The sequence below is a fragment of the Halomonas sp. 3A7M genome, from assembly GCF_014897875.1.
Lineage (GTDB): Bacteria > Pseudomonadota > Gammaproteobacteria > Pseudomonadales > Halomonadaceae > Vreelandella.
Genome location: NZ_JABUZD010000020.1, coordinates 1 through 7727 on the forward strand (window position 1 = coordinate 1; position 7727 = coordinate 7727).

The 7727-nt window shown below is 53.1% G+C and carries 6 protein-coding genes and 1 pseudogene; 3 read left to right on the plus strand and 4 right to left on the minus strand.

Annotated features, from left to right (window positions below):
- The 4 genes and pseudogenes from INT19_RS01490 to malE all read right to left on the minus strand — a co-directional run.
- Window positions 1–413, minus strand: a pseudogene (locus tag INT19_RS01490) (hypothetical protein); the annotation flags it as partial.
- 196 nt (window positions 414–609) lie between these two features.
- Complete coding sequence (gene malG / locus INT19_RS01495; RefSeq protein WP_089037962.1) at window positions 610–1500, minus strand: maltose ABC transporter permease MalG; 891 nt, start codon at window positions 1498–1500, stop codon at window positions 610–612.
- A 10-nt stretch (window positions 1501–1510) separates the two neighbouring features.
- Complete coding sequence (malF, locus tag INT19_RS01500; protein WP_193059437.1) at window positions 1511–3079, minus strand: maltose ABC transporter permease MalF; 1569 nt, start codon at window positions 3077–3079, stop codon at window positions 1511–1513.
- Between the two features lie 59 nt (window positions 3080–3138).
- Window positions 3139–4326: a maltose/maltodextrin ABC transporter substrate-binding protein MalE gene (gene malE, locus INT19_RS01505; protein WP_193059438.1), complete on the minus strand. Its 1188-nt coding sequence runs from the start codon at window positions 4324–4326 to the stop codon at window positions 3139–3141.
- A gap of 376 nt (window positions 4327–4702) precedes the next feature.
- On the opposite strand from malE, the gene zwf reads away from it, so the two are divergent.
- Genes zwf through INT19_RS01520 form a run of 3 tightly spaced genes read left to right on the plus strand, consistent with a single transcriptional unit; the run spans window position 4703 to window position 7582 of the window.
- Window positions 4703–6196 (plus strand): glucose-6-phosphate dehydrogenase, encoded by a 1494-nt coding sequence (gene zwf / locus INT19_RS01510; protein ID WP_089037965.1) that lies wholly within the window; start codon window positions 4703–4705, stop codon window positions 6194–6196.
- A gap of 1 nt (window position 6197) precedes the next feature.
- Window positions 6198–6863: a 6-phosphogluconolactonase gene (pgl, locus tag INT19_RS01515; RefSeq protein ID WP_193059439.1), complete on the plus strand. Its 666-nt coding sequence runs from the start codon at window positions 6198–6200 to the stop codon at window positions 6861–6863.
- A gap of 56 nt (window positions 6864–6919) precedes the next feature.
- Window positions 6920–7582 carry a bifunctional 4-hydroxy-2-oxoglutarate aldolase/2-dehydro-3-deoxy-phosphogluconate aldolase gene (locus tag INT19_RS01520; RefSeq protein WP_038483316.1) on the plus strand — a complete coding sequence of 221 codons (663 nt, stop codon included), beginning with the start codon at window positions 6920–6922 and terminating at the stop codon, window positions 7580–7582.
- Window positions 7583–7727 lie beyond the last annotated feature (145 nt).

Sequence of the window (7727 nt, forward strand, 5' to 3'; positions counted from 1 at the left end):
GCTACGGGTCTGAGCGCACGATAAATTTTGAATAGCCACTTAGTGGTAATCGCGGAGACCGACTCAAAGACGGCATTCGTAACGCTAAGTTGGGGCGCACCTAAGATAAGCGGGAGGCTGGCAAAACAGCTAATGCTGGTCCAACTGCCCGCCGTCAAGATAAACATTTGCCAAGGCTTCAGCTCCAGCGATACTCGGCGGGTTAGCAACCAAGTGATCAGCGTGGCGCTCAGAATAATGAGAAGCGACACCCCAAAAGCGGGGGCGTCAGGATCTTTTTCAATAATGAGAACAATCCAAGGCAGTGCCATAAACATGGCAAGCACTAACCATAATACTGCCATGATTTTAAATATTTGTGCCCAATTGCGGTAAGCGTCTCGATAGTAAATTCCGCTGGGAAAGGTGGTCATAGATCCGCTCTTAAATTGCCCTAATGTTTATCGCGATATAACACCATGACAACCACACAAAGTCCGTAAAATTTCTCTAAAAAATACTCAAGTAATAAACACAGTGATGAAAAAACCGACCCCATCAATAGGGTCGGTAACGAGCAAGGTGCTCAAGCGAGGAAGCGGGAGTACTGCACTAGTTAAATCCAGGAATTTAGCCTTTGACACCCCCAGCGGTTAATCCGCCAATAATCCAGCGCTGGCAGATCAAGAACGCGACGGTAATGGGCAGGCCGGAAAGCACTGCAGCAGCGGCAAAGTTGCCCCAGCGCTGGTTGTGGTCGGCAAGGTATTGTTGGGCACCTACCGCCAGGGTGAGTTTGTGTTCATCCACCAGCAGTACTGAGGCCATGGGGTATTCCATGATACTCATCACGAAAGCCAGAATGAAAACCACCATCAAAATGGGAATCGACAGCGGCAGCAGAATGTAGCGGAACGCTTGCCAGGTGCTGGCGCCATCAACCATAGCCGCTTCTTCCAGCGAGCCATCAATCGACTCAAAGTAGCCTTTAATGGTCCAGATATGCAGCGCGACCGCGCCCAGTGATGCCACGATCAGCGCGCCGTGGGTGTTGATGCCTAACCAGCCAACAAACTGTCCCAGTCGATCAAACAGGGCGTAGAGCGCCACAAGCGACAGTACGGCTGGGAACATCTGGAAAATCAGCATACCTTTCAAAAGCGGTTCTTTGCCTTTAAAGCGCATGCGTGCGAAGGCGTAAGCGCTCGTCGTCGCTAACATTAGAATCAACACCGAAGAAACTACCGCCACTTTTATTGAGTTCCACAGCCACAACAGCACGGGAAAGGGCGGTTGAACAATACTGCCATCCGGGCGTTCCCAGGGAATTCCCAGTGCTAGCGACCAGTGTTCCAACGAGAAATTCTCGGGAATCAAGCTGCCAGAGGCAAAGTTACCCTCGCGAAATGAGATTGAAATCACCAGCAATAGCGGGAAGACAATCAGCGAAACAAAGCAGATCAGTGCAAGGTGTGCGCCCAAGCGGCGCGCGCCCACAGAACGCGGTTGAACCATGGCCATGAGTAACCTCCTAAACCTTAACCTTGGAAAGGCGCAAATTAAGCAACGACATACCCGCGACCAAGAGGAAAATGAGCGTTGCGATGGCGGCTGCCAGCCCAAAGTTCTGTCCGGCATCCTGGAAGGCAATACGGTAGGTGTAGCTGACCAATAGATCGGTGGTGCCTGCAGGAGTGCTGGCGCCCAAAATGTCAGGGTTGCCGCCGGTTAATAGCGCAATTAGCACAAAGTTATTGAAGTTAAATGCAAAGGCGGCAATTAACAGCGGTGTAAGCGGTTTAATAATCAGTGGCAGGGTAATCTTAAACAGATTGGTAATAGGGCCGCCGCCATCGACTGCCGAGGCTTCGTAGAGATCTTGGGGGATGGCTTGGATTAGCCCCATGCACAGCAGCAACATATAGGGGTAGCCCAACCACGTATTAACAATCAGCAGCATGGAGCGCGCCAGCCACGGGTCGGTGAACCACTCTGGCCGAACACCAAACAGCGTGTCCAGAATCATATTCACTTCACCGAAGTGTTGGTTAAACATGCCTTTAAAAATCAGGATGGATATAAAGGCGGGCACGGCGTAGGGCAGAATTAACAGCGTGCGATAAACGGCTTTGCCCTTGAGTTGGTCCCACTGCAACAGTGACGCCAACACAAAGCCAACGGCCAGGGTGAAGACTACCGTCAGTGCGGCAAACACAAAGGTCCACACAAAGATCTGCATGAAGGGACCGCGAATGTCGGGATCGGTGAATATCTTCGTATAGTTGGTAAATCCTACATTGACTGGCCATCCCGGCGTGATTCTTTCGCCGTTATCAGCGACAAAAAATCCGCTAGCGGGGTCGGGGGTAAGAACGCGGTCATCGCGGCGATCATAAAGCGAGTCGTCTTCACGTGCTTCGTAGCGATCTACCATAGGAGCAAACTGGCGTAACCCTGCCATACGCAGCTCCGCGCCATCAGGTGTCAGCAGCCTAAGCCCTTGCAGAGAATCACGTGCCTGAATAATAGCGCGCATTCCCAGTGGCTCTTGGGCAGGCGAAGCGTCTACTGCCTGAATACCTATTTGACGGGTCTCTTGATTGGCTAAGTTGAGCGGTGAAGAAACGAAGCGCTGGGGCGTGTCTGCCTCACTGTTTTCCAGGTATAAGCGGACAAGCTCACCTGCTTGGTAAAGCGTTAGCTCAAACGCGTTGCCTTCCTGTTGATAGGTTTGGCTCATCAACTGGCCGCGCACGCGCTCTTCCGACAACAAGTTGCTTGAGCTGTAATTACTAAAGCTAATGCCGATGGTGTAAAGCAGCGGGAAAATAACAAATACGCCCAGCCCCGCCACGGCAGGAAAAATATACCGGTGGCTCATTAACGTGCGTTTGGTAAACACCACGCCCAGCGAGGCGCCCAGCACTAGAAAGAGCAGCGCGAACATCCACTGGCCATTAAGGTGGAAGGCAACTACCAGCCATAACAGCGCGATTACCAAGGTGGCAATGACGCAGCGAAGTGTCCAGCGGGTGTAACGTTCGGTGAGATGGCGAGAGCGGTGGCGGGGAAGGCCACGAGAGGCGTTAGTGGTATACATAGTGACATCCTGAAAGCTGCCCGGTGGCATTGGCTACCGGGCAGAAGGGCAGAAAAAGCTTACTGGCGCATACGCCGCGCAGCGGCATCCAGCGCTTCTTGGGGCGATTGGCGGCCACTGCCGATGTTTTGCAGGGCGGGCTCCATGGCAGCCCAGAAAGCACCCATTTCAGGAATATTTGGCATGGGCATACCGACTTCGGCATTTTCAAGCGTTGCGGCAATGTTAGGGTTATCAGCAAGCTCAGCCTGATAATCGATATGAGCAACCGCTCCCAGTGAACCGTCGCTGTTGAATGTGTGCATGCCCTCTTCGCTAAGCAGGTAGTTTTCTAAAAACTCCACGGCGAGAAAATCATTGGGTGTGGCGGAGTTAATCATTGCCGTCATCACGCCAAACATGGGTTTAGCACGTTCATCGCCCACTTTCGGCAGTAACGCGACGCCGTAATCAATTCCGCTACGCTCCAGGTTCGGCCAAGCCCATGGGCCGCTAATCATGGTAGCCACTTCGCCCTGGTTAAAGCGGGTGTCCATCAAGTTGTAATCAGTGCCGCGGGGGAGTACATCGCTTTCGATCAGCTCAACCAGCAGTTCTGCCCCTTGTAAGGCACCTTCGTTGTTAACGCCTATATCGCTGACGTCATAGCCGCTGTCAGTCTGCTTGAAAGGGTAGCCGCCGTTGGCCGCTAGCAGGGTCCAGCCGTAATACGGCTCACTGTAATCAAATAGGATGGCCTTTTTGCCGTCTTGAGAGAGCGTTTCGTCAAGCTCCATCAGTTCGGCAAAGCTTTCTGGCGGTGTTTCTACCAAGGCTTTGTTGTAAATGAGGCCCAGTGACTCTACCGATATCGGGTAGCCGTAGGTTTCACCATTCCACAGCGCAGCTTCCCAGGTGAAGTCGTAAAACGCCTCGCGGAAGCTGTCACTTGGGGCGACTTGTTTCAATAAGCCGCTTTGTGCCCACTCGCCCATGCGGTCGTGAGCCCAGATGACGATATCCGGCCCCTGGCCACTTCCCGCCGCCTGCTGAAAGCGGTCGGTAAGGTTATCGGGAAATACCACCTCAACTTCGATGCCGGTTTCTTCAAGAAACTGCTCGGCAACTGCGCGAATGCCTGCTTGACCTTTATTATCACCCATCCAGATAGTCAGGCGGTCGTCCTCAAACGCAACGGCGGGAAGGGCGGCACTGGCAGCCAGCGTGGCGGCTAACAGTGGCATCATAATTGGGCGAGACGTTGCCATAATGTAAATACCTCATTGTTGTTGTCGTAGAGTGCTGCGAATATTTTGATGAGCAGCGCTTTAGTCACTGCCAGCGTCGCCAATTACGCGCAACGTCACCTCATCCTCAAGGGGCGTAGCGATGGCGTATCCAAGGGGCGTAGAGTGGAATGAAAGGTAACAATAAAGCGGTATAACGTTAGGTGTCGTCATCGGTGCTGCTCAGAGACGGCACTACTTAAAGAGAGACGTAAATAACGTTAAAAGACGTAATTGGGGAGGCAATGCTATTTTTTTGTAGTAAAATTACATGTAATGTTGCGTATAATGCCCGATATCAGATAGATTTTAGGTAATCTAACTACATTAGATCATCTAATTATAAATAGGAGCTGAGATGAGCCAGTCACATTCCCCGCTGGGCGATCAGAAACACGCTATCGATTTAGCGCTGTTTGGGGCGCTGGGCGATCTTGCGATGCGCAAGCTGTTTCCTGCGCTTTATCACCTTGACCGTGAGGGCTTAATGCCCGCAAGCACGCGGATTATGGGGCTGGCACGTCAAGCGCATGACACCGCTGCATTCCGCCAATTGGTAAGCGGCGCGCTGCAAAAGCGGCTAAAAAAAGATGAGCAGGATAAAGAGAGTCTCGAGCGTTTTCTAAATCGGCTTGACTATTGCCAGCTGGATTTCAAAAAAGCTGAGGGTTTCGAGCAAATACGTGAATGGCGCGAAGGCTCTGATCGCCCCATGGTGGTTTATTTATCCGTTGGCGCCATGATCTACGGCGATATTTGCCGCAACCTTGAGGCGAGTGGCAGCCTGGATGAGCAAACGCGGGTTATCGTTGAGAAGCCCATCGGCTACGATCTAGTGTCATCAGAAGAAGTTAACGACGCTATTGGGGCTGTTTTTCCTGAGTCGCGCATTTACCGTATTGACCACTATTTAGGTAAAGAAACGGTACAGAACCTGATTGCGCTGCGCTTTGCTAACCCGTTATTCGGGACGCAATGGAATCAGAACCATATTTCCCATGTAGAAATTACCGTTGCAGAAAAAGTCGGCATTGAAGGACGCTGGGGCTACTTCGATGATGCCGGGCAGCTTCGCGATATGGTGCAAAACCACTTGCTCCAATTGCTATGCTTGATTGCCATGGACCCGCCTTCCAACCTGGATGCCGACGCGATTCGTGATGAGAAAGTAAAAGTGCTTAAAGCCCTAAAGCCGTTTACCGGTGAAGCGCTGGGGCGTGATGTAGTACGTGGGCAATATACCGCGGGCACCAATGATGGTCAGCCGGTACCCGGCTACCTGGAAGAAGAAGGGGCGAATACCCAGAGCCAGACCGAAACCTTTGTGGCAATGAAAACAGAGGTTTCAAATTGGCGCTGGGCGGGTGTGCCGTTCTACCTGCGTACCGGTAAGCGCATGCCTGAAAAACTGTCCCAAATCGTGATCCACTTCCGCCAGCAGCCGCACTACATTTTTGATCCTGATCAGCGGGGGATTGCGTCTAACAAGCTGATCATTCGCCTGCAGCCGGATGAAGGGATCGCGCTTCAAGTGCTCACCAAAGACAGCGGTTTGCATAAAGGCATGCGTCTGCGTCCTGGTCCGTTGCACCTGGACTTTAACAGCGCGTTCCCCAAATCACGTATCCCAGATGCCTATGAGCGCTTGCTACTGGAAGTCATGAAAGGCCAACAGTATCTGTTCGTGCGCCGAGACGAAGTTGAGCACGCTTGGCGTTGGTGCGACCAACTCATCGACGGTTGGAAAGCCCGCGAAACCCCGCCGCGCCGTTATCCGGCAGGCTCTTGGGGGCCAGTCGCCTCCATCGCCATGATTACCCAAGATGGCCGCAGTTGGTACGAGGACTATTAATATGAGCGAAGCACGTCAAGCGCTAGCACAACAGCTGGCAGAAGCGGTCTTCCAGGCATTGGCCGAAGACTTGAGCCGCCAAGAGCGCGCGCTACTAGTCGTCTCGGGTGGCTCTACGCCGGTGCCATTTTTTAAAGCTCTGGCAGCCAAACCGCTGCCTTGGGAGCGCATTGATATCACGTTGGCCGACGAGCGCTGGGTGGATGAGGAAAGTAGCGATAGCAATGCCAAGCTGGTGCGCGAAAACCTGCTTCAAGGAGCGGCTGCGAACGCCAACTTCGTACCGCTAACCTCGGATGCCTCGACGCCGGAAGAAGGGGTTGATGAGGTTGCCAAACGCACGGCATCTCTGCCTTGGCCCGCCAGCGTTGTGATCTTGGGAATGGGCGGCGATGGCCATACGGCGTCGCTGTTCCCTGACAGTCTAGAACTAGGTTTAGCGCTCTCTACCGATGAGCCGCTTGTCGCTGTACGCACGCCTAGTCAGCCGCAGCCGCGTATTACCTTCTCGGCAGATCGCCTGCATCAGGCGCATCGACATATTTTACATATTACTGGCGATGATAAGCGCAGCGTATTGGCAAACGCCATGAATGGTGATGATGTCCGTAAGCTACCTATTCGCGCGTTTTTATCTTGCCCGTTAGCGATCTACTGGGCGCCGTAACGCCTGGGCTTTCGCCAATAAACGTTTGCCAGTAACACCTGCTTGGAGACTCACTGATGACAATCGATAAACAGCTACCCTCAACGCGCACTGCCGAGCTTGACAGCATCTGCTTAAAGGCCGAGGTCATTCCGGTGATTACCGTTGAGCGTCTTGAAGATGCGGTACCGCTAGGTCGCGCCTTGGTTGAAGGTGGCTTAAGCGTGTTGGAAATTACCTTGCGTACCGACTGCGCGCTGGAAGCAATTAAACGCATGAAAGAAGCGCTGCCGGGAGCCAGCATCGGTGTAGGTACCGTGTTAACGCCCGCGCAATACCGCCAAGCTGAACAGGTGGGCGCAGATTTTGTGGTGACCCCTGGCGCGACAGAAGCACTTTATCGCTATGGCGTAGAGAGCCCGGTGCCAATGTTGCCCGGCGTATCAACGATCTCTGAATTGATGACAGGCTGGCAGTACGGCTATCGCCGCTTCAAGTTTTTCCCGGCTGAGTCCAGCGGTGGTGCCAAAGCCATTAAAGCCTTTGGTGCGCCGATTCCCGAAGCACGCTTTTGCCCAACCGGCGGTATCACGGTTGATAACGCTGAAACCTACCTGTCACTACCCAATGTTATGTGTGTAGGCGGTTCTTGGCTAACACCGAAAGCCATGGTTGAAGCAGAGGATTGGGACGGTATTCGCGAGCTGGCCCGTCAGGCCGCTGAGCGTTTTCACCACTAACGAATACGATGTAAATCGACACGAGCACTCTCGTTACTTGCCTCACTGATATCGGGTCGTGTGGGTAAGTCATTTGCCCGAGCATATTGCCATGCTCGGGCTTTTTTATGGTGCGCCAGGCATGGCGCGCAGCGCCTTAACAGGC